Source organism: Xanthobacter autotrophicus ATCC 700552, from assembly GCF_043194565.1.
Taxonomy (GTDB): domain Bacteria; phylum Pseudomonadota; class Alphaproteobacteria; order Rhizobiales; family Xanthobacteraceae; genus Xanthobacter; species Xanthobacter autotrophicus_F.
Genome location: NZ_JBAFVS010000003.1, coordinates 117,717 through 137,909, shown reverse-complemented (window position 1 = coordinate 137,909; position 20,193 = coordinate 117,717). Strand labels below are relative to the sequence as shown.

Below are 20,193 nucleotides of genomic sequence, written 5' to 3'. Positions count from 1 at the left end.
CCACATGCCCAAGGAAATCCTGATGCCTGCCCTCGCCGCCGGAATGGAGGAGGGCCACCTCGTCCGCTGGCTGAAGCGCGAGGGCGAGGCGGTGAAGCGCGGCGACCTGCTCGCCGAGATCGAGACCGACAAGGCGGTGATGGAGATGGAGGCGGAGGATGAGGGCCGCCTCGGTCCCATCCTCGTCGGCGACGGTTCGCGCGGCGTGGCGGTGGGCACCCTTATCGCCTCCATCCTCGCGGACGGGGAAACGGCGCCTGAGCGTCCCGAGCCGGTTGCCGCAGCACCGGCCGTGGCGGTGCCCGTGGTAGCCGCCGTTGCGGCATCGCCCACGCTTGTGCCGTCCGCGCCTGTTCCCTCCACACCTGTACCCTCCACACCTGCGCCCGTTGCAGCGGCAGCGCCTGCCCAGAGCCTTGCGGCGCGGGCGCCGTCCATCGCCGCCCTCGTGGCCGCCCGCAAGGTGGTGGCCTCGCCGCTGGCGCGGCGCCTCGCGGATGATTTCGGTGTGGACCTCAGCGCGCTCACCGGCAGCGGCCCCAAGGGGCGCATCGTGCGGATCGACGTGGAGAGGGCTCGCCACCAACCGGCTGCGCCCGCCGCGCCGCGTCTTGCCGCCTCCGCACCGCATCTTGCCGCCGGGGCGGGGCAGGGCGGCCTCAACCATGCGTGGCTGCGCCAGGGCGAGGGCCGGCCGCTGGTGCTGGTCCACGGCTTCGGCTCGGAGCTGAACGGCTGGCGTCCCTTCCTCGCCGGCGCGGCGGTGTCGCGGCCGGTGCTCGGCATCGACCTGCCGGGCCATGGCGGATCGGCCGGGCATGGCGCCGCGCGCTTCGAGGCGCTGGTGGCGGCGGTGGGCGAGACGCTGGAGCGGCTCGGCTTGTCCGACCTCGATCTGGTCGCCCATTCCCTCGGCGCGGCGGTGGCGGTGGCGCTGGCGGCGGAAGGCTATCCCGACGTGCGCTCCCTGTTCCTGCTGGCGCCGGCGGGCCTGGGACCCGACATCAACGGCGCCTTCGTATCGGGCCTTGCCCGCGCTCGCACCGTCGAGAGCCTCGCGCCCTGGATGGGCGAGCTGGTCGCCGATCCCGCCGTGCTCACGCCCGCCTTCGTGCGCGCCGCCGCCGCGGCCCGTGCCGACGAGGCGCTGGTTGCCGCCCAGCTCCGTCTCGCCGCAGCCCTGTTCCCGGATGGGACGCAGGCCTTCAGCGTGCGCGCGGAACTGGAACAACTGCGCATTCCGGTCACCGTCGTTGCCGGAACCGAGGACAAGATCATCCCGCCGTTCCATATGCGGCGGTTGCCGGGCATGGTGGGATTGCACCTGTTCCCCGGCGTCGGCCATATGCCGCAGCTGGAAATCCGCGACGCGGTTTGGCGCCTGCTGGAACGCCACCTGCGCGCGGCGGGATAAGACTGGTAAAAGTGAAGAAAAGTTGGGTGAAACCAAGCAGAACACCGTCACAGGGAGGACTTATCATGAAGATCCGCACAGGTTTCCTCGCGCCCATCGCCGCCATGCTTTTGGCCTCCACAGCGGGCGCGGCCAGCGCCGAGCCGCTGAAGGTCGCGGTGATCGAGACGCTTTCCGGGCCGCAGGCCTCCACGGGCCTTTTGTTCAAGACCGCCGCGAAATACGGCATCGACAAGATCAACGCCGGCGGCGGCTATGGCGGCGAGCCCATCGTCCTCCTCGAATATGACAACCAGGGCGGCCCGGTGGGCGCGGCCGACAAGGTGAAGGCGGCCATCGCCGACGGCGCCCGCTTCATCGTGCAGGGCGCCTCCTCTGCCGTGTCGGGCCAGATCACCGAGGACGTGCGCAAGTACAATATCCGCAATCCCGGCAAGGAAGTCATCTTCCTCAACGTGGGTGGCGAGGCGCTGGAGCTGACCGGCGCCAAGTGCCACTTCCACCACTTCCGCTTCAATCCCAATGCGCAGGTGCGGGTGAAGCCCATGGTGCTGGCCATGAAGGATGCGGGCATCCTCGGCACCCGCGTCTATTCCATGAACCAAAACTATAGCTGGGGCATCGACATGGAGGGCGCCATCGTCGCCAATGCTCCGCTGGGCGGCTACACGGTGGTGGAAAAGACACTTCACGACGTCAACAAGATCCAGGATTTCTCGCCTTACGTCGCCAAGATCGCCGCCGCCAATGCCGAGACGGTGATCACCGGCAACTGGTCCAACGACCTGCTGCTGCTCATGAAGGCGACCCGCGGCGCGGGCCTGAAGGCGCGCTTTGCCACCGCCTTCCTCGACCAGCCCGGCAACATCGCCAATGCCGGCGAGGTGGCGGTCGGCCATGTGGTGTCCCACCCGTTCAACGCCGAGGCCAGCGCGGCCAGCGCCGCCTTCGCCGAGGACTACAAGGCGAAGACCGGCCACTACCCGGTGTTCATCGAGCCGCAGACCGCCTTCGGCGTGGCTATGGTAGGCGAGGCGCTGAAAAGCGTGCCGCCGGCCAAGGACGGCAGCGTCGATATCAACGCCGTGGCCAAGGCCATCGAGACCGTCAATGTCAAGATGCCCATGGGCGAGGCCAGCATGCGCGCCGCCGACCACCAGGCGCAGATTCCCATGGTGGTCTCCATCGTGGCGGAAGACGCTAAGTTCAAGGTGGACGGCACCAACCTCGGCTTCAAGCCGATGAAGGTCTTCACCGCGGCGGAGGCCTCCTCCCCGGTGCAGGAGAGCTGCAAGATGACGCGGCCCAACTGACGGGCCAGGGGGCGACACCCCATCATCTGCCGTCATGCCCCGGCGGGTCCGGGGCATTCACCCGGCCGCCGGGGGATGAGGGTGAGCCAAGCGAGGGGATAATCTGATGGAACACCTGCTGGTGGCGATCCTGAACGGCACGATCTACGGATTGCTGCTGTTCATGGTCTCGGCGGGACTGACCCTCATCTTCGGCATGATGGGCGTCCTCAATTTCGCGCATGCCTCGTTCTACATGCTGGGCGCCTATGTGGCCTATGCCCTGTCGGGCGTGCTCGGCTTCGCTTTGGCGGTCATCGTCTCACCCCTCGTCGTCGGCGCGGTGGGGGTGGTGGTGGAACGCTATTTCCTGCGCCGGGTCCACCGCTTCGGCCATGCCCATGAACTGCTGCTGACTTTCGGCCTGTCCTTCATCATCGCCGAACTCATCAAGCTGTTCTTCGGCAATTTTCCGGTGGACTACCGGGTGCCGGCGGCCTTGAGCTTCTCCGCCTTCCGCATCGGCGGCACCGATTATCCCGTCTACCGCCTCCTCATGGGCGCGGTGGCGCTCGCCATGTTCGGCGTCATCTACGCGCTGCTCACCACCACGCGGGTGGGCATCGTGGTGCGCTCGGCCATCTTCCGGCCGCGCATGGCGGAGGCGCTGGGCCACAATGTGCCCCTCGTCTTCATGGGCGTGTTCGGGGTCGGCGCCGCGCTCGCGGGCCTCGCCGGTGCGCTGGCGGGGGCGTTCTACACCACCAATCCCAACATGGCGCTGGAGCTGGGCGTGCTGGTGTTCGTGGTGGTGGTGATCGGCGGCCTCGGCTCGCTGGAGGGCGCCATGGTCGCCTCCCTGCTCATCGGGGTGGTCACCTCGCTGGCGGTCGGCATCGATGCGAGTTTCGCCGATCTGCTCGGGGTCATCGGCCTTGGTGATTGGGCGCGCGCGGTGGGCGGCCCCCTGACGCTGCAGGTGTCGAGCCTTGCCGCAACCATTCCCTTCGCGCTCATGCTGCTGGTGCTGCTGGTGCGTCCCTCGGGCCTGTTCGGCGACAAGAGCTAAGCCATGCGCACCAAGGTCCTCCTCCTCGCCCTTGCCGTCGTGGCGCTCGTCGCCGCCCCGGCCTTCCTGTCCGCCGGCCTCGTCAATGCGTCGATCCAGATGCTGATCGCGGCTTTGTTCGCCTCCGCCTTCAGCCTGTTGTGCGGGCAGGCGGGGATGCTCTCCTTCGGCCATTCGGCCTATTTCGGCATCGGCGCCTTCGCCACCATCCACGCCATGAACGCCTTCAACGGCGCCGGCCTCCTGCCCACGCCGCTGCTGCCGCTGGTGGGCGGCTTGCTGGGCCTCGTCAGCGGCATCGCCGCCGGCTGGTTAGCCACCAAGCGCACCGGCGTCTATTTCTCCATGATCACGCTGGCGCTGGCCGAGCTGCTGCATGCCTTGGCTCCGCACCTGAAGGAAGTCTTCGGCGGCGAAGCGGGCATCTCCGCCATGCGCATGCCGGCCTGGGGCTTCACCTTCGGCAGCAACGTGGAGGTGTATTACCTCACCCTCGGCTGGGTGCTGCTCTGCCTGGTGCTGCTTTATCTCTATACCCTGACGCCGGTGGGCCGGCTCACCCTGGGCCTGCGCGAAAATACCCACCGGCTGCGCTTCCTCGGCTACAACGTCCACCGGCTGGGCGTGCTGGTGTTCGCCGTGTCGGCCATGTTCTCGGGCGTGGCGGGCGGGCTGCAGGCGCTCAACATCGAGGCGGCCAACTATGTCGTGCTCGACATGCATCTCTCCGCCTCGGTGGTGCTCAACAGCTATATCGGCGGCGTGAAGGTGTTCTTAGGCCCGGCCATCGGCGCCGCGCTCATGTCGTTCTTCGGCTATGCGGTGTCGGACCTCACCCGCTCCTGGCTGCTCTATCAGGGCGTGCTGTTCGTGCTGGTGATGATGTTCCTGCCCGACGGCCTCGTGGGCGAGTTCGCGAAACGGGTCCGCGAGGGGCGCTTCGGCCTGGGCTGGGAGCAGCTTTCGGCGGGAGTGCTGTTCGTGGTGGCGCTGGGGCTCGCCATCGTTGGCTTCGTGTGCATGGTGGAGCTGGCGCAACGCTTCTTCTCCACCGACTACCGGTCCATGATCGTCGGCACCCCATGGCCGCCGGTCACCCTGTTCGGGCGCGAATGGCTGCCGTTCTCGGCCGTCACCTGGGGCCTGCCCCTGGGTCTGATGGCGGTGGGCCTCGGCCTCCTCAATTTTGCGTCGCGTCGCCTGGATCCTGAGCGCGGAGGCGTTTCATGAGCACGCCTGTCCTGTCCCTCCAGGGGGTCCGCAAGTCCTTCGGTCCCATCGAGATCATCCGCGGCATCGCACTCGACGTGGTGCCGGGGGAGCGCCATGCGGTGATCGGGCCGAACGGGGCGGGCAAGTCCACCCTGTTCCATCTCATCTCCGGCCAGTTGACGCCCACGGCCGGCGAGATCCTGCTGGATGGCCTGCCCATCGGCGGCATGCCGCCCCATCTGGTGAACCGGCAGGGGCTGGCGCGCTCCTTCCAGATCACCAACATCTTCCCCGGCCTCTCGGTATTCGAGAACCTGAGGCTGGCGGTGATGCGGCGGTTCGGCCTCGACTTCGTGTTCTGGCGCCGGGCCTCCCGCCTCAAGGCGGTGACCCATCTGGCGGACGAACTGCTGGCCCAGGTGCGGCTGGAGAAGCGGGCCGGGGTGCTGGCCAGCGAACTCTCCTATTCCGAGCAGCGCTCGCTGGAGATCGGCATGACGCTGGCGAGCGATCCCAAGGTGATCCTGCTGGACGAGCCCATGGCGGGCATGTCCCACGAGGAAACCGAATACACGGTGGGCCTCATCCGCGAGATCACGAAGGGGCGCACGCTCCTCATCGTGGAGCACGACATGGACGTGGTGTTCTCCCTCTCCGACCGCATCAGCGTGCTGGTCTACGGACAGATCATCGCCACCGGCACTCCGGCCGAGATCCGCGGCAACGCCGCCGTGCGCGAAGCCTATCTCGGCGAGGAGGCCAGCTGATGAGCAACACGCCCCTTCTGGCCATCGACGGCCTGCACGCCCATTACGGCAAGAGCCACATCCTGCATGGCGTCACCTTCCAGGTGGGGCAGGGGGAGGTGGTGAGCCTGCTGGGCCGCAACGGTTCCGGCCGGTCCACGACGCTGAAGGCGATCATGGGCCTGGTGCCGCCCACCGGCGGTCACATCGTGCTGCGCGGCAAGGACCTCACCGGCGCCCGCGCCTTCACCATCTGCCGCTCCGGCATCGCCTATGTGCCGGAGGAGCGCGAGGTCTTCCTCAACCTCACCGTGGACGAGAATTTGCGGATGGGCGAGCAGAGGGGCGCCGAGGGCGCCGCGCGCTGGACCGTCGAGCAGATGTTCGACTATTTCCCGCGCCTCAGGGAGCGGCGCAACACCCGCGCCGGCAGCCTTTCCGGCGGCGAGCAGCAGATGCTCACCATGTGCCGCTCGCTGCTGGGCAATCCTTTGGTCATCCTCATCGACGAGCCCACCGAGGGGCTGGCGCCGAAGATCGTGACCGTGGTGGGGGAGGCCATCGCCGACATCAACCGGCGCGGGGTGTCCGTGCTGCTGGTGGAGCAGAAGCTCACCATCGCCCTCAAGGTGTCGCACCGGGTGTGCGTCATGGGCCACGGCCGCATCGTGTTCGAGGGCGCGCCGCAGGCGCTCACCTCCAACGCGCGGCTGATGGAGGAGTGGCTGGCGGTCTGACGACGCAGGCCTTGTCCCTGCGGCCGTCACAGCCCAGAAGCAGGTGAGCCCAGAAGCAGGTGAGCCGCATTCACCGCCGGAAAGGGCGAGGGTCAGCGCCCCTGCCCGGCGCTCCGCCTCATGACTCGGTATCGACGATCTTGGTGTCGACGATCTTGGTATCGACGATCTTCCGGAGCGCGTCGTTGATCCGGTCCTGCCAGCCGGGGCCGCCTGCCTGGAAATGCTCCAGCACCTCACGGTCGATGCGGAGTGTGACCATTTCCCGCCCGCTGGGAATGGCCGGAGCCTTCGGGGGCGCTTCCACAGGCTTGGTGGTGGCCGATTTGAACGCCGCTTCTGCGGTGTCCCGCACCGAGCTGCCGGTTCGGCGAAATGGCGGTCGTGACATCACTATGGTCCTCACGTGTCTTGTGCGTCGGCGGCCGTGCGCCAGCGCCTTCCCGCCGCAGGTTGACCGATTCGGTCGATCCGAGACCCTGCCATGGGCGGGGGTTGCTATAAAGGCATGGCGGCAAACGTCAGCGTGGCGGCGAGCAGGGCGGCGACGCCCAGCAGGGCGAAGGCAGCAACCGGCCAGCGGCGCAGGACGGCATCGGCCGCCACCGCCCCGTCCATGATCGCCCTGCCCGCCCGGTCCAGAAAGCCGAGGGCGTAGAGGATATCGCCGGCCGGCACTTCCGGCACGCGGGGCGCCTTCCAGGCGAGGAGCGCCGCCAACGCGAGCCCGAGCACCACGGGCCACAGCCCCTTCATGAGCGCCGCAGGCGTGAACGCCACCGCAGCCGGCAGGCCCGTCACCGCCTCGAACAGCAGGAAGGGTAACACCAGCGCCAGCCCGGCGAGGGCGAGCGTAGGCAGGACGAGGCCGCGCGGCGGTGTCCCTACCGTGCCGCTGCGGGCCACCAGCAGCGTATAGCGCGCCATCAGCAGCGTGCTGCCGGCGGCGGAAAGCGTGAGCAGGGCGCCCGCCACCCCATCAGGCACGATGAGCTTGATGGCGTATTTCGCCATGGCGCCGCCAGTCAAAGGCAGGCCGGCGAGGCTGAGGCCCAGCAGCCCGGCCACGGCGGCCACCGTCCAGGCCCGCCGGGGCGAGGCGGCCATGGCCACGCCCACCGCGAGGAACATGGCGCCCTTCAGCAGCATGTGGTTCGCCGCATAGAAGGCGGCGATGGTGAAGGCGCCGGCGGTCCCGTTCATGATCCCGGCGCCGATCACCGCCGCCACCACGCCCATCTGGCTCACGGTGGAATAGGCGAGGGCGCGCTTGGGGTGCCTCTGGGTGAGGCCCACGGCCACCCCGTAATAGGCCGTGAACAGGCCGGCGCCGCACAGCAGTGCGCCCCAGCCGGGCAAAGGCACGCCTTCGGGCAGGAAGCGCAGCAGGCCGATGACCCCGGCCTTCACCACCACCCCCGAGAGCACCGCCGAGCCGGGCACCGGCGCCACGGAATGGGCCAGCGGCATCCACACATGCAGCGGGAACAGGCCCATCTTCAGGATGAAGCCGAGCAGGATCAGAACGAGGACCGGCGTCTTCCACGGCGAGGCGGGCAGCAGGGCCACCGCATCGCGGATCTGCGGGTTGGCCTCCGCCGTGCCCGACGCGAGCATGACGAAGGCGGCGATCAGCAGCGCTTCGCCGAGCACGGTCAGGGCCAGGTAGAGCGAACCGGCGCGCCGGGCCTGCGGGGTGTCGTCATGGGCGGCGAGGCCGTAGGCGGAAAAGCTGACGAGGGCATAGGCGAGATAGAAGCTCGCCACATCCGCCACCAGGAACACGGCGAAGGATCCCGCCATGGTGAGCAGCCACCAGACCATGAAGGCCGGCCGCGCCGGGTCCTGGCGCAGATAGGCCATGGCATAGGCGCCGGCCGTTATCCACAGAAGCGAGGCCCCGCCCAGCAGCAGCGCGCCCGGCGCGTCGAGGGCGAGGGTGAAGCGGAAGGGATCGGGCGCCACCAGCACCGACAGCCCCCGGGGGACGGCAAGGGCCGCGACGAGCGCCGGAAGGGGCACCAGCACCAGAAGGTAGGGCAGGGCGCGGCGCACCGCCGGCACCAGCGCGGCAAAGGCCAGCGCCAGCGGCAGTGCAATCGCCACCACCATCAGGGCCTCGGACAGGAGCGGCATGGCGGGCGCGAGGCCGGAGAGGTCGAGCGGCGGGGACAGGGTGTCGCCGGTCATGGCAAGAGTCCCTCCCAGGTCACGGGGCGGCCGACATCCAGGAAGGGCAGGGGGGCGAGCGGCATGAAGCCCACCAGCATGGCCCCGAAGGCGAGGGCGAGGGCGATCAGCGCCCGCCAGCGGCATTCCCGCGCGTCGGGCAGGTCGCCGTCGGGGTGCTGCAGGGCGATCACCACCACCCGCAGCACATAGCCGCCCGCCAGCAGCCCGCCGACAAGCACCACCGTGGCGATCCACCACGAGCCCTGCTGCAGGGCCGAGGTCAGCAGCATCACCTTGGCGATGAAGCCGCCGGACGGCGGCAGCCCCATGAGCGACAGCCCGCCGAGGCCGAAGGCGGCGACGCTCACCGGCGCCAGCTTGCCGACGCCGCCGAGCCCGGACAGCCGGTCATGGCCCATGGTCTCCGCGATCAGCCCGGCGGCCAGGAACATGGCGGCCTTGGACAGGGCGTGGGAGACGAGATGCAGCGTTCCGCCGGTCCAGGCCAGCGCGCTCCATGGCCCGTCGCCCGAGGCGGCGAGGGGGAACATGAGGCAGAGGTAGCCGATCTGCGCCGCCGTGGAATAGGCGATCAGCAGCTTCAGCCGCTCCTGCGCCAGCGCCACCACCCCGCAGAATACGATGGCCGCCGCCCCGCAGAGGGCGAAGACCGGGCCGGCCACCTGGGCGAGGGGCAAAGGCGCAAGGTCCGACCAGAGCCGCACCAGCAGGAACAGCGGCGCCTTGATGACCACCGCCGAGAGCACCGCGCTGGCCGCCGGCGGCGCCCCCGAATGGGCCGGTGGCAGCCAGATATGGAGCGGGAACAGGGCGGCCTTGGCCATCAGGCCCGCGCTCATCAGGGCGAGGGCCGCGGCGGCGGTTGCGCCGCCCGTTCCCTGTGCCATCAGGCCGGCGAGATGGGCGATGTCCAGCGTGCCGAAGCGGCCGTAGATCAGCACCACGCCCAGCAAATAGAGCACCGATCCGAACAGGGCGAACAGCAAATAGGTGAGCGCCGCCGAAAGCTGCCCCGCCTTGCCTTCGAGGCAGACCAGGGGCACGGCGGCGAAGGTGAGCAGTTCCAGCGCCACGAAGAGGGTGAAGAGGTCCTGCGCGAGGAAGGCGAGGTTGAGGGCGCAGGCGAGCGACAGCAGCAGGATGAAGAAGGTGGCCGGCATGCCTGCCGAACCGCGCGCCTTCACCTTGCGCGTCATGTCGCCCGGACCGGTCATGGCGAACAGGCCGGTGAACAGCAGGACGAGGGCCGCCATCAGCATCATGGCGGCGGAAAAGCCGTCGGCCCGCAGCCCCACGCCGAGCGGCGGGGCGAAGCCGCCGATGACATAGCCCAGCGCCCGCCCGCCCTGCGCCACCCGCTCGGCGATGCCGGCGGTGATGGCGACGTTGACGGCGAGCATCCCCAGCGCGGCGCGCTCCCCCGTGCGTGGCCCCAGCAGGAGAAGCGGCACGAGGCCGAGGAGCGGCGCCGTGATGGCGAGGACGAGAAGTGCGCTCACGTCTCCTTCTCCCGCTCGCCGTCGCGTGCGGCCTCGGCCTGAACGGCGGTGAGCCGCACCAGCAGGGCCGCGGCGAGGGCGGTGGCGCAGAAGGCGACCACGATGCCGGTGATCACCATGGCCTGGGGCACCGGATCGGCGCCGAACCCGGCGCCCGCCCCCCGCCGCGCCACCACGCCGAACATCAGGAAGACCCCGCCGCCGAGGATGTTGAAGCCGAGGATGCGGCCGAGGGCGCCGGGCGCCGTCAGCAGTCCATAGACGCCGCAGCCGACAAGGGCCGCCCCGGCGAGACCGAAGAGATGGGCGCCGGTCACGAGCGTTCCTCTCCGGCCGGCGGGCCGAGCACGATGAGGGCGAGAGTGACGGCGATGGACAGGGTGATGGCCACTTCCACGGCGATGATCACCGCTTTCTCCGCGCCCGGCGGATAGCCGAGGAACACGCCCGCCGTGGCCCAGCCGGCAAAGCCAACCGCGAGAAAGCCGAACGGCCCGGCCAGCACCAGCAGGCGCAGGCCCCGGCTTTCCGCCGCCGGGGTCCGGATCTGGTCGCCCATGACCAGAAGGAGGCCCATGGCGGCGAGCACCGCCCCGCTCTGGAACGCGCCGCCGGGATGATCGGCGCCGGCCCACAGCAGATAGAGCCCCACCAGCACGCCGATGGGCGCCAGCACGCGGGCGAGGAAGGCGGAGGGGGCCGGCGCCGGTTCCGGCGACAGGGGGGCCGGCCGCCCCCGGCAGGCCGAATCGCGCGACAGGGCCCAGACGCCCACGAGGGATAGCAACAGCACTACCTTTTCCAGCAGGGTGTCGAGGGCGCGGAAGACGAGGAGCACCCCGGTGACCGGGTTGCCCAGATCGGTGGCGGGCAGGGCGGCCGCCACATCGGCGGCGCGCGACGGCGCCGGCTCCGGCAGGGCGAGCACCACCGCCGCGAGCGCCATCGCAATGCCGACGGCGACGACCGCCGCCAGCGGCCGGAGCATGCGATTTGGTGCCGGCGTGTTCCGCGCCGAAGGCAGGGCGCGCACGCAGCGCAGCAGCACGATGCCGGAAATGCCGCTGCCGATGGCGATCTCGGTCAGCGCCACGTCCACGGCGGCAAGGCGCACCCAGGCGAGGCCCAGCAGCAGCCCGTAGCCGATGAAGGCAATCACCGCCGACCGCGCCGCGCCGGTGGCCACCACTGTGAGCGCGCCGGCCAGCAGCAGAAGGCAGAGCACAGCATCGAACGCGAGGCTCACGTGCGGCTCTCCTCGGGCCGGGAGGCGTCGTCGGCGCCCTTCGCCTCGGCCATCGCAGCTTCTGCCATCGCAGCTTCTGCCAAAACTTGCGCCACGGCGCCGGAGGCGAGCTGGGCCAGCAGCCAGACCGCAATCATCTTGGCGGCATCCAGCACATTCGCCGCCTGCGGCAGCAGGCCGAGCACGATGAGGGCGAGGCCCACATTGTCGGCCTTGGTGAGGGCGTGGATGCGCGACAGCGTCTGCGGCAGGCGCACGAGGCCAAGGGTTCCGGCGGCGAAGAAGGCGATGCCGGCCATAACGCATATGAGGGTGAAGGCATCCGCGATCAGGCTCATGGCCGCGGTGCCGCCGGTGGCATGCCCGCCTTCGAACGCATCGGGCCGAAGGCGGCGCGATAGGCGCAGGCCGCCAGCGCTGCGAGCAGGGCCAGCAGCAGCGCCGTATCGAGCAGGGAGGCGTCCCCGGTGGCCGGCGTCAGCAGCAGCAGAACGGCGATGCCCGCCGCGCCGAGCAGCTGGATGGCGAGCATGCGATCCACGTCATTCCCGGCGCGCCACAGGGCTGCGAGGCCGGCGGCGGCCAGGAGCAGAAGCAGCGTCGCGGCCGCGAAGAGCAGGTCAGGCATGGCGCGGCAGATCCGCCATGGCACGGAAGGCGGTGGCATCCGCCTCCAGCGCATCGGCCACCGGGGCGTCCACATCGAGGCAGTGCACCCTCAGCTCCGGTCCTTGTCCGCTCAAGGGCAGGGTGCCCGGCTGGAGACTGGTGAGGGCGCGAAAGGCATCCCGCGCGACGCCCGGCGGCACGGACCAGGGCACCACCAGCACGCCGGGGTTCACCCGAGGCGGACGGGCGGCGACGCGCCGTGCCACGTCCCACCCGGCGCGCAGCGAGCCGGCGAAGAAGCGGGCGGCATAGGCCAGCGTGGCCCCTGGGTTCAGGTGCACGGCCGGCAACAGGCGCAGGCTGAGGGCCGCGGCAAGGCCCGATATGACCGCGCCTGCGGCAAGGTCGATCGCGTCAATGCGGCCGAGCATCACCCATCCGGCGAAGAACGAAAGCCAGCGTGCCGCGCCGTGCGCGCTGAAGAGTTTCCCCATTCCGGCCTTCCCAGCGTGCGTCATTGTGATGCTGCTTTGCAACATAGCGGGCATCTTAGCTGCCGGCTGCGCGGGACGGAAGGCACCGGCCACGGTTTGCGCGAGTGGGTTGCGGGTGTGGCGATGGATGGAACAATGCGTCGCCTGCGGAGTCTTCTTCGCGCCGTCCGCGCGCGGACCTAACGGGGGCAAAAATGCGCTTCGTCGTCCAATCCCGCCTCTCATACGAGGTGAAATCTCCTGCCGTGTTCATCCTCAACGTCGAGGCTGCGGCCTTGCGCCGGCAACGCATCATCGCCGAGCGGCTGGAACTGACGCCGGGCTATGCCATCGAGCGGTTCGCCGAGGACGAAGGCGGCAGCCGGTTTCTGCGGGTCATTGCCAATCCGGGTCCCTTCGCCGTGGCCTATGCCGGCGAAGTGGAAGTGAACATGATCGAGAAGGAGCCCGCAGGCATCGGCGAGGTGCCGGTAGGCGAATTGCCGCTGGAGATCCTGCCTTACCTCAACCCCAGCCGCTTCTGCCAGTCCGACCTGCTGGGGCGTTTTGCCCGCCGCGAGTTCGGCGAACTGGAGCCCGGCCACAACCGGGTGAACGCCATCTGCAGCTGGATCCACGATCATGTGGACTATGTCCGCGGCTCCAGCAACGCGCAGACCTCCGCCTATGACACCATGGTGCTGCGCGCCGGCGTGTGCCGGGATTTCGCGCATCTGGGCATCGCCTTCTGCCGTGCCCTCAATATCCCCGCCCGCTTTGCCAGCGGCTACGCCTGGCAGCTGGACCCGCCGGATTTCCATGCGGTCTTCGAGGCCTATCTCGGGGGCGAATGGTATCTGTTCGACGCCACCCGGCAGGCTGCCCTGCAGGGGCTGGTGCGGATCGGCGTCGGCCGGGATGCAGCCGACGCGGCGTTCGCGACCATCTACGGGGATGCGGAATTCAAGGGCATGTCCGTGGGGATCGACGCCGTCACTCCCGACGCCGAGGAAGAGCCCACGGTCCGCGCCGTCGCTGTCGGCTAGAGCATTGAGTTTACGCGTTTTCTTTACGCGAACCGGTATCCACTTCGCTCGAAAACGCTCTAAGGCACCCCGCAACCATGCCGCCCGAAGCCGGTTGAGTTCAGGATGCGCTGCTTAACCCGCTTCGCCGCCCACGGAGCGGGTTGTCGATTCGCGGGCGGGGTGCGGGTGCCGGGGCGGTCGCGCCACGATCTGAAATTCGTCTCGACAAGAGGGGTACCCAAAGAGGGGTACCATTGGATCACAGCAAGCTGGCCGTGGTATCAGGGCGTCCGCTCGATTAAGAAGAGCTTCCCAACCCCATCCGATGGCTCCCGTTCGACGCCTGACGACAGTGCCAGATAGGCGGAACCAAGCCCGTGCCCTTTATGACGACAAACCCGGCGCTGGCCGGCGCGCTGGCAGAACGAGACTACAACGACCCGACGCCGGTGCAGCTCGCCGTGCTCGCCCCCGAGGCGTCGGGGCGCGACCTCCTCGTGTCCGCGCAGACCGGCTCGGGCAAGACCGTGGCCTATGGCCTTGCCATGGCGGACACGCTTTTGGGCACGGACGAGCGCTTTGGACCCGCCACGGCGCCGCAGGCGCTGGTGGTGGCCCCCACCCGGGAACTGGCCCTGCAGGTCCAGCGCGAGTTCGAGTGGCTTTATGCGGCGACGGGCGCGCGCATCGTCTCCTGCGTCGGCGGCATGGACCCGCGCCAGGAACAGCGCGCGCTCAGCCGGGGCGCCCACATGGTGGTCGGCACCCCCGGCCGCCTGCGCGACCATCTGGAGCGGGGCCGGCTCGACATTTCCGCCGTGCGGGTCGTCGTGCTCGATGAAGCCGACGAAATGCTCGACCTTGGCTTCCGCGAGGATCTCCAGTTCATTCTCGACGCCACGCCGCCGGAGCGGCGCAGCCTGCTGTTCTCCGCCACGCTGCCACGCGGTATCACGATGCTGGCCAAGCGCTACCAGCGCGAGGCCCTGCGCATCGAGGTGGCAAGCGCCGAGGGCGGCCACGCCGACATCGAATACCGCGCCATGCGCGTGGTGCCGAAGGAGATCGAGCACGCCGTCGTCAACGTGCTGCGCTTTTATGATGCGCCCAGCGCCATCGTGTTCTGCAACACCCGCGAAACGGTACGGCACCTGCACGCGACCCTTCAGGAGCGGCAGTTTTCCGCCGTCGCCCTGTCCGGCGAGCTGAGCCAGAACGAGCGCAATTCCGCGCTGCAATCCCTGCGCGACGGCCGGGCGCGGGTGTGCGTCGCCACCGATGTGGCGGCCCGCGGCATCGACCTGCCGAGCCTCGGCCTCGTCATCCACGCCGATTTGCCGAACGACGCCGAAAGCCTCCAGCACCGCAGCGGCCGCACCGGCCGGGCCGGGCGCAAGGGCGTCAGCGTCCTGCTGGTGCCCCCTTTCCGCCGCCGCCGCACCGAGGACATGCTGCGGGGCATGGGCCTGGCGCCGGCCTGGTCGGGCCCGCCCACGGCCGACGAGATCCGCAAGCTCGATCACGAGCGCATGCTGCGTGACCCCCTCCTCACCGACGAGCCAAGCGAGGAAGATACCGCCGTCGCCCGGACGCTGCTGGAGCAGCAGCCGGCCGAGCATCTGGTGGCGGCGCTGGTGCGCCTCTATCGCGCCGGCCTGCCTTCGCCGGAGGAGGTCGCCGACCCCGGCGAGCCGCGCGGCCGTGAGCGCGCCACCGCGCGCGGGCTCGGCGGACCTGTGGGCGCCGGCGGCGGGACCTGGTTCCGGCTCAATATCGGCCGCCGCAACAAGGCGGACCCGCGCTGGCTGCTGCCGCTGATCTGCCGGCGCGGGAACGTGACGCGGGACGACATCGGCGCCATCCGCATCTTCGACGAGGAAACCGCGTTCGAGGTCAGCGCCGCCGCCGTCGACCGCTTCAACACGGCCGCGCGGAAATCCGATGGCTCGGATGTGGTCATCGAGCCGCTGCCCGGTGGTGCGCCGTCGAGCCGCCCCGAACGGCCGGCGCCGCGCTGGAAGGGGCCGCAGGATAAGCCGGGATATGACAAGCCGGGGCAGGACCGGCCGGGCCGGGGCAAGCCGTTCCGCGACAAGGCCGCACCGGGCAAGGGCGGTCATGAGCCGCGCGCCGGGAAGCCCCCAAGCCGCGGCCCCGCCGAGCGCGGTCATCCGAACACCTTCGCAGGCAAGAAGCCGCGCCGCCCCTGACAGTGGCCGGTCCCGGAGCGCACCCACGCGGGCGAGCTTGAGGGCGGCCCCGCAAGGGGCTGCTCCGGCGGTCGCATACGCTTGATCTCTTGCGTTGCAGCACGACTTGCTCTAGCAAGCGCCCCCTTGCGCACCCCGCACTCTGCACGGAGGCCCCATGACCGCCTGCGGCCTCGATTTCGGCACCTCCAACACCACGCTCGGCTTCATCGGCTCGGAGGGACCGCGGCTCGCGCCCCTGGAAGGGGCGGCCGACACGCTGCCGAGCGCCATCTTCTTTCCCCGCACGGGCGAGCCCTTGGTGGGCCGCGCGGCCATGGCGGCCTATGTCTCGGGCGAGCAGGGCCGGCTGATGCGCGCCCTGAAATCGGTGCTCGGCACCTCGCTGGTGGATGAAACCACCTCCGTCGGCCGCCTGCGGCTGAGCTTCCGGGCGGTGATCGCGGCGTTTCTGCGCGCGGTGAAGGCGCAGGGCGAGACGGCGGCCGGCAGCGGGCTCGACCGGGTGGTGCTCGGCCGGCCGGTGCACTTTGTCGATGGCGATGCCACCGGCGACATGCGGGCGCAGGACGTGCTCGGCGCCATCGCCCGCGAGATCGGCTTTGCCGACATTTCGTTCCAGTTCGAGCCCATCGCCGCGAGCCTTGATTACGAGCGGCAGGTGGCGGGCGAGGAACTGGCGCTGATCGCCGATATCGGCGGCGGCACGTCCGACTTTTCCATCGTGCGGATCGCGCGCGGGCATGCGAACCAGTCCGACCGGGCCTCCGACATCCTGGCCAACGAGGGCGTGCGCGTGGGCGGCACGGATTTCGACCGGCAGCTCTCCCTGTCCATGGTCATGCCGCTGCTCGGCCATGGCAGCCCGCTGAAGCGCAAGGGCCTGTCCATGCCGGTGGGCATCTACCAGGACCTTGCCACATGGTCCTCCATCAACCGGCTCTATGACGGCAAGACCGCCCGCTCCATCCGCGAGCTGGAGCGCGACGCCGAGCGCCCGCAACTGGTCTCGCGCCTGGCGCGGGCGGTGGAGGACGAGCGCGGCCACAGCCTCGCACTCGACGTGGAGACCGCGAAGATCCGCGTGGCGGAGGCGGGCAGGACGGTGCTCGATCTCGCGGTGCTGGAAGCGGGCCTCTCCGTGGGCATCGCCCATGAGGACCTGGTGCGGCACACCGGCCTGCTGGCGGATCGCATCGCGGGGCGGATCGCCTCCTGTCTCGCCACGGCGGGCCTCAAGGCCTCGGACATCGACGCCCTGTTCCTGACGGGGGGCTCGACGCGCCTCAGCCACGTGCGGGCGGCCATCTGCACCTGCGTGCCGCAGGCCCGGGTGATCGAGGGCGACACCTTCGGTTCCGTGGGCACCGGCCTCGCCATCGAGGCGAGCCGCCGCTACGGCTAGAGCACGCGCCGATCAGCGTGAGGCCATGGATCTCGGCGGCCGACAGCGCGCCGTCGCGCCTATGTCGCGCGGATGCGGGCGCGGGCCAGGACCTCGTCGTCGGAGGGTGGCGAGCTGGGATGGTGGCTGAGGCAATTGGGCATGCGCAGCCGGGTGACGCCAAGCCCCTCGCTGGAGACGTAGAACACCCCGGCGGACAGAGTGCTGATATCGTCCACCCGCCCGCCCCGTGCCGACGCCAGTTCCCTGGCCGCATCGATCTGGGTGGGATGGTTGAGGCGGCCGAAGAATTGCGTGGTGCAATTGCCGCTGATGCTGTTGTGGATACCCTTGGGCGCCTGGGTCGCGAAGATCATGCCGAGCCCGTACTTGCGCGCCTGGGACACGAGCGAAATCGTGCTCTGGCGGCAGGCCGTCGCGTGGGCGGACGGAGCGAAATTCTGCGCCTCGTCCATGACGAAGAGCCCGCCGAGGTCGGTCTTGGCCGGGTTCTTCTTCAGCCAGGCGAACAGAGCCATCTGCAACTGGTTGACGAAGCTTTCCTTCACGCTTTGATCGGGTAGCCCGACCAGGCTGATGACCGAGATGCGCGCCGATTTTCCCGGCTTCGGCGCAAACAGGAGCCCCGGGTCGAGCGGTTCGCCCTGGTCCCGCAGCAGGACGTTCAGCTGGCGCTGGGCGATGAGATTGTCGGCGAGGCCCGCGGCGATGTTCGGCGCATTGCGAATATCGCTGATGGTGTCCGGCAGTTCGGCGAGCAGCGCGATGAAGCTGTGAAGGTCGCCGCCGCCCATGCGGGCGAAGACCTCGATGGCGCTCTTCAGGATGGCGCGGGCGCGCTGGGCAGCCTGTGTGGTGCCATCGCACCCGGCGAGGGGCGACAGGGTGGCGGTCGCCATGTCGATGGCCTGCTGCAGCTCGAACGCATCCCCGGAGATGGCGGCGAAATCCGGCAGGGGGCGCAGGTTGAGCGCGCGCCCGTCGGCCCGACCCGGCGTCCAGATGACCACTTCGGTCGCCTCGAACAGACGGCCCGCCCGGCCGTCATCGCCCGGCGCCCAGCCCTGCGGCGGGGTCGGCCACGCCTCGCCCAGGCGGGCGAGATCGTTGTTGCTGTCGAGCACGATGGACGAGACACCGCGCAGTGCCGCCTGCTCCACCAGCCGCCGCAGCAGCACCGTCTTGCCGGAGCCTGAGCCGGCGAACACGGCCACGTGCTGGCGCAGGCGGGACAAGGGCAGCAAGACCGCCGCCGCGCCATCCTCCGGGGCGCCCGGAAAGCCCACGGGCATCGTGTGGGGATCATCGAGGTTGGTTGCGGAAGGGGGCGGTCGCGTGCCGTCCGCCGTGTCGCCGACGAGCTTCCCGCCCTCCGCCTCGCCGTTTTCAGCCTTGCCGTTTTCAGCCTTGCCATTCTCGGCCTTGCCGGCGGGCGGCAGTCCGCCGTCGGGAGAGGGGGCGCCGCCGCTCGAGCCATTGGGCAGGCAGTGGGCGAACAAGGCGACCTGCCGTGTCGGCCGGCGGGCCCGCAACCACCCGGTCAGGCCCTGCGGCTGGGCTTCGATCATGCGCTTGAGGGCGCCGAGGATGCGGACTTCCTCAAGCGCGAGGGTGTGGATGCGCCCGCCATCCTGCGCCAGCTCGGCCACGGCAGCAGCCGTCGATGCGCCATTGGGCCACGGCGTGCTGCGCAGGATGATCAGGTGGCGCAACTCCTTCAGCAGGCCCGCGCCGGTGGCCGTCCTGGCCTGTCGCAAGCGGGAGCGCACCGTTGCATGGTGGGGGGCGCCGATGGCCCGGAACGACCAGATTTCCTCGGCCTCGGAGGCTTCGTCCAGGGATTTGCGCAGGCGCGCATGGAGGGCGGGGGTGCCTTTTCCGAAGTCGGTCTCGAAGGCGTATTTGCCTTCGTCGGCCCGTTCGTTGATCCAGGCTTCGAGGCCGGCGCGCAGGAGGGCCGGCACCACGGTGTCCTCGTCGGCGGGCGTGGGCACGCTGGCGGGGGCGGTGCGGAAGTCCTCGAACATGCGATCGAGGGGGGCGTGGTCGTTCGGCGGCGCGGGATTGGGCGCCGTAGGGGGCTGCGCGGGCTGGCGAAACGAGGTCAGTTCGCTGACCGCACCTCTGTCGATGCAACGGCTCACATGCTGCGCTACCTCGGTAATCAGCTCGCGGGGGGTGAAATCCGGCAGCTCTTCCCGGGCGAAGGCGCTTCGCGCAATGGGCCAGGTGGGGTAGGGCGGTTCAAATCCGGCCCGCGCATTGCCGGCGGCGAAGCGACGCGCCACGATGTCTTCGGCCATCGCCCCGTCGATCTGGCGCAGGAGCGTCACCGGGGTCGGCCGGAAGCGGTTCCTCGCTGCGCCCACGGCCTTTTGCTCGATATATTGCATGGTCTCCGGGAAGCATGAGACGACCGTGAGTGTCGCCCTCGTGTACTCCTTCATGTCCATGAGGCCATGGGCGATCTGCGCCAGCTGGTCCGGCTGCTTCATCACCGCGAGGGTGTCGAGCAGCACGTCGAGCTGGTCGAAGGCCATCAGTGTCGCGCCGGTCTGTCCCAGCAGCCACGACAGCGCGAAGACGCATCCTTGCGGGGAGAGGGAGGGCTGGCTGAAATTGAACGCCCGCTGGTCCGCCGTCTCCATGCTCTGCCCCAGCAGCAACAGTTCGCCCTGCGCTCCGTGGGGGTGCGTGCTTTTGAACAGGAGCAGCGCCCGGAAGGCGTCCGCGATATCGCGGCCCTTCTGGCCCGCGGGCATTCGCAGTCCATTGGTCCGGTTGCTTCTAAGGCGTGTGACAAGGCCATCGACTGCTTTGCCGTCGAAATGAGGCCCGGTGAGTGCGCGGTATTCCGACTGGTCTTGCGAGAAGCCGAAGCGGTGAGCGAGACGCTCCGCCCAGATGTCGATCTGACGTGGTCCGTTGGGCAGCGTGCGTGTGAGCCCATCGAGCAGGGCCGTGACGACGCATTCCCAGAAGGAGCGACCATCCAGAAGCTCGACGAGGAAAAAATACCCTCCTCGCTGCCATATCTCCCGCCGGGTCGCGCCCAGCAGG

18 protein-coding genes are annotated in these 20,193 nt (G+C 69.6%); 9 read left to right on the top strand and 9 right to left on the bottom strand.

The window, feature by feature from the left end:
* Positions 1-4: 4 nt before the first annotated feature.
* The 6 genes from V5F48_RS04235 (at position 5) to V5F48_RS04210 (ending at position 6,470) form a co-directional block, all read left to right on the top strand.
* Positions 5-1,414, top strand: a complete 1,410-nt coding sequence (locus tag V5F48_RS04235; protein WP_394040394.1) for an acetoin dehydrogenase dihydrolipoyllysine-residue acetyltransferase subunit — start codon at positions 5-7, stop codon at positions 1,412-1,414.
* Between the two features lie 65 nt (positions 1,415-1,479).
* On the top strand, positions 1,480-2,727 hold the full coding sequence (locus V5F48_RS04230) for a branched-chain amino acid ABC transporter substrate-binding protein (RefSeq protein ID WP_394040392.1): 1,248 nt from the start codon (positions 1,480-1,482) through the stop codon (positions 2,725-2,727).
* 106 nt (positions 2,728-2,833) lie between these two features.
* Positions 2,834-3,775 carry a branched-chain amino acid ABC transporter permease gene (locus tag V5F48_RS04225; RefSeq protein ID WP_394040390.1) on the top strand — a complete coding sequence of 314 codons (942 nt, stop codon included), beginning with the start codon at positions 2,834-2,836 and terminating at the stop codon, positions 3,773-3,775.
* 3 nt (positions 3,776-3,778) lie between these two features.
* Positions 3,779-5,005: a branched-chain amino acid ABC transporter permease gene (locus V5F48_RS04220; RefSeq protein WP_394040388.1), complete on the top strand. Its 1,227-nt coding sequence runs from the start codon at positions 3,779-3,781 to the stop codon at positions 5,003-5,005.
* Positions 5,002-5,754: an ABC transporter ATP-binding protein gene (locus V5F48_RS04215; RefSeq protein ID WP_394040386.1), complete on the top strand. Its 753-nt coding sequence runs from the start codon at positions 5,002-5,004 to the stop codon at positions 5,752-5,754. Before V5F48_RS04220 ends, V5F48_RS04215 begins: the two co-directional genes overlap by 4 nt.
* Positions 5,754-6,470 carry an ABC transporter ATP-binding protein gene (locus V5F48_RS04210; RefSeq protein ID WP_394040384.1) on the top strand — a complete coding sequence of 239 codons (717 nt, stop codon included), beginning with the start codon at positions 5,754-5,756 and terminating at the stop codon, positions 6,468-6,470. Before V5F48_RS04215 ends, V5F48_RS04210 begins: the two co-directional genes overlap by 1 nt.
* Before the next feature lie 118 nt (positions 6,471-6,588).
* Here the strand turns inward: V5F48_RS04210 and V5F48_RS04205 are convergent, their stop codons facing one another.
* The 8 genes from V5F48_RS04205 to V5F48_RS04170 all read right to left on the bottom strand — a co-directional run bounded on the left by V5F48_RS04205 (position 6,589) and on the right by V5F48_RS04170 (position 12,511).
* Positions 6,589-6,861 carry a BrnA antitoxin family protein gene (locus V5F48_RS04205; protein WP_394040382.1) on the bottom strand — a complete coding sequence of 91 codons (273 nt, stop codon included), beginning with the start codon at positions 6,859-6,861 and terminating at the stop codon, positions 6,589-6,591.
* A 107-nt stretch (positions 6,862-6,968) separates the two neighbouring features.
* Entirely contained in the window at positions 6,969-8,660 is a 1,692-nt protein-coding gene (locus V5F48_RS04200; protein ID WP_394040380.1) for a complex I subunit 5 family protein, read from the bottom strand.
* Positions 8,657-10,162 (bottom strand): complex I subunit 5 family protein, encoded by a 1,506-nt coding sequence (locus V5F48_RS04195; protein WP_394040378.1) that lies wholly within the window; start codon positions 10,160-10,162, stop codon positions 8,657-8,659. The genes V5F48_RS04200 and V5F48_RS04195 overlap by 4 nt, the downstream gene beginning before the upstream one ends.
* Complete coding sequence (locus V5F48_RS04190; RefSeq protein WP_394040376.1) at positions 10,159-10,479, bottom strand: NADH-quinone oxidoreductase subunit K; 321 nt, start codon at positions 10,477-10,479, stop codon at positions 10,159-10,161. The genes V5F48_RS04195 and V5F48_RS04190 overlap by 4 nt, the downstream gene beginning before the upstream one ends.
* Complete coding sequence (locus V5F48_RS04185) at positions 10,476-11,408, bottom strand: MnhB domain-containing protein (RefSeq protein ID WP_394040374.1); 933 nt, start codon at positions 11,406-11,408, stop codon at positions 10,476-10,478. Before V5F48_RS04185 ends, V5F48_RS04190 begins: the two co-directional genes overlap by 4 nt.
* Positions 11,405-11,746: a monovalent cation/H(+) antiporter subunit G gene (locus V5F48_RS04180; protein ID WP_394040372.1), complete on the bottom strand. Its 342-nt coding sequence runs from the start codon at positions 11,744-11,746 to the stop codon at positions 11,405-11,407. Before V5F48_RS04180 ends, V5F48_RS04185 begins: the two co-directional genes overlap by 4 nt.
* Positions 11,743-12,036 carry a monovalent cation/H+ antiporter complex subunit F gene (locus tag V5F48_RS04175; RefSeq protein WP_394040370.1) on the bottom strand — a complete coding sequence of 98 codons (294 nt, stop codon included), beginning with the start codon at positions 12,034-12,036 and terminating at the stop codon, positions 11,743-11,745. The genes V5F48_RS04180 and V5F48_RS04175 overlap by 4 nt, the downstream gene beginning before the upstream one ends.
* Complete coding sequence (locus V5F48_RS04170; RefSeq protein WP_394040368.1) at positions 12,029-12,511, bottom strand: Na+/H+ antiporter subunit E; 483 nt, start codon at positions 12,509-12,511, stop codon at positions 12,029-12,031. The genes V5F48_RS04175 and V5F48_RS04170 overlap by 8 nt, the downstream gene beginning before the upstream one ends.
* A 194-nt stretch (positions 12,512-12,705) precedes the next feature.
* Here V5F48_RS04170 and V5F48_RS04165 point away from each other — a divergent pair, with 194 nt between their 5' ends.
* From V5F48_RS04165 to V5F48_RS04155, 3 genes are all read left to right on the top strand, one after another.
* Positions 12,706-13,536, top strand: coding sequence for a transglutaminase-like domain-containing protein (locus V5F48_RS04165; RefSeq protein WP_394040366.1), 831 nt, complete (start codon positions 12,706-12,708; stop codon positions 13,534-13,536).
* A gap of 368 nt (positions 13,537-13,904) precedes the next feature.
* Positions 13,905-15,728, top strand: a complete 1,824-nt coding sequence (locus V5F48_RS04160) for a DEAD/DEAH box helicase (RefSeq protein ID WP_394040716.1) — start codon at positions 13,905-13,907, stop codon at positions 15,726-15,728.
* Between the two features lie 157 nt (positions 15,729-15,885).
* On the top strand, positions 15,886-17,133 hold the full coding sequence (locus V5F48_RS04155) for an Hsp70 family protein (protein ID WP_394040364.1): 1,248 nt from the start codon (positions 15,886-15,888) through the stop codon (positions 17,131-17,133).
* 59 nt (positions 17,134-17,192) lie between these two features.
* Here the strand turns inward: V5F48_RS04155 and V5F48_RS04150 are convergent, their stop codons facing one another.
* Positions 17,193-19,895, bottom strand: coding sequence for an ATP-binding protein (locus V5F48_RS04150; protein WP_394040362.1), 2,703 nt, complete (start codon positions 19,893-19,895; stop codon positions 17,193-17,195).
* Positions 19,896-20,193 lie beyond the last annotated feature (298 nt).